The 1,336-nt window shown below is 68.9% G+C and carries 1 protein-coding gene; it reads right to left on the bottom strand.

What is annotated here, in order from left to right:
* On the bottom strand, positions 1-1,336 hold a 1,336-nt coding region (locus B8460_RS19910; protein ID WP_048863370.1), incomplete at both ends, for an ammonium transporter.

Genomic DNA, 1,336 nt, shown 5'->3' with positions numbered 1-1,336 from the left:
CTGTTCGCCGTGGAGGACGATATCGAGTCCCTCGCGTTCTTCCTCGGTGGAGACGCGGAGCCCGATGACGAGGTCGACGATCTTGAGGAGGATGAAGCTGCCGATGCCGGAGTAGACGATGGTGGAGGCGACGCCCTCGGCCTGGAGGATGAGCTGGGCGAGGCTGCCGGGCGAACCGGCCGGGGTGGCGTCGGTGGCGGACAGCGGGCCGTAGGAGAAGACGCCGGTCAGCAGCGCGCCGACGATGCCGCCGATGCCGTGCACGCCGAAGCAGTCGAGGCTGTCGTCATAGCCGAACAGGTGCTTCATCGACGTGGCGGTCCAGAAGCAGATGACGCCGGCGGCGATGCCGATGATCAGCGCGGGTCCGGGCAGGACGAAGCCCGATGCCGGGGTGATGGCGACGAGGCCCGCGACGGCGCCGGAGATGCAGCCGAGGACGGAGGGTTTTCCCTTGGAGACCCATTCGGCGAACATCCAGGCGAGTGCGGCGGCGGCGGTGGCGATCTGGGTCGCGGCCATGGCCATGCCGGCGCGGCCGTTGGCGGCGACGGCGGAGCCGGCGTTGAAGCCGAACCAGCCGACCCACAGCAGCGACGCGCCGATCACCGCATAGGCGAGGTTGTGCGGTGCCATGTTGTCGTGGCCGTAGCCGAGGCGCTTGCCGAGCACGAGGGCGCAGACCAGGCCTGCGATGCCGGCGTTGATGTGCACGACGGTGCCGCCGGCGAAGTCGAGCACGCCGGCCTTGGCGGCCCAGCCGGTGGGCTCCCACACCCAGTGGGCGATCGGCGAGTAGATCAGCAGCGACCACAGCACCATGAAGACGCACATCGCCGAGAACTTCATGCGGTCGGCGAAGGCGCCGGAGATCAGCGCCGGGGTGATGATCGCAAACGTCATCTGGAACATCATGTAGACGGTCTCGGGGACCGTCTGCGGGGCGGCGACGTCGGTGCCGGCGGCCAGGGTGAAGGCCTGGGTGTCGTTGCCCTTCTGGATGAACTGGCCGATGCCGTTGAGGAAGATGCGGGAGAAGTCGCCGATATAGGCGTTGCCCGGGGTGAAGGCGATGGAATAGCCGGCGACCATCCAGGTGATGGTGACGAGGCAGCAGATGGTGAAGGACTGCATCATGGTGGCGAGGATGTTCTTCTTGCGCACCATGCCGGCGTAGAACAGCGCGAGGCCGGGCACCGTCATCATCAGCACCAGGGCGGTGGAGGCGAGCATCCAGGCGGTGTCGCCGCTGTCGATCTTCGGCGGCGCCGCCGGTGCTGCCGGCGCCGTCGCCGCCGTCGCGGCAGGCGCCGCCGGTGCCGCGGGGGCGGCAGCC

It is taken from the genome of Acidisphaera rubrifaciens HS-AP3, assembly GCF_000964365.1.
In the GTDB taxonomy this organism is placed as follows: Bacteria; Pseudomonadota; Alphaproteobacteria; order Acetobacterales; family Acetobacteraceae; genus Acidisphaera; species Acidisphaera rubrifaciens.
The sequence above is the reverse complement of the archived record's forward strand: the minus strand, read 5'-3'. Positions and strand labels throughout refer to the sequence as shown.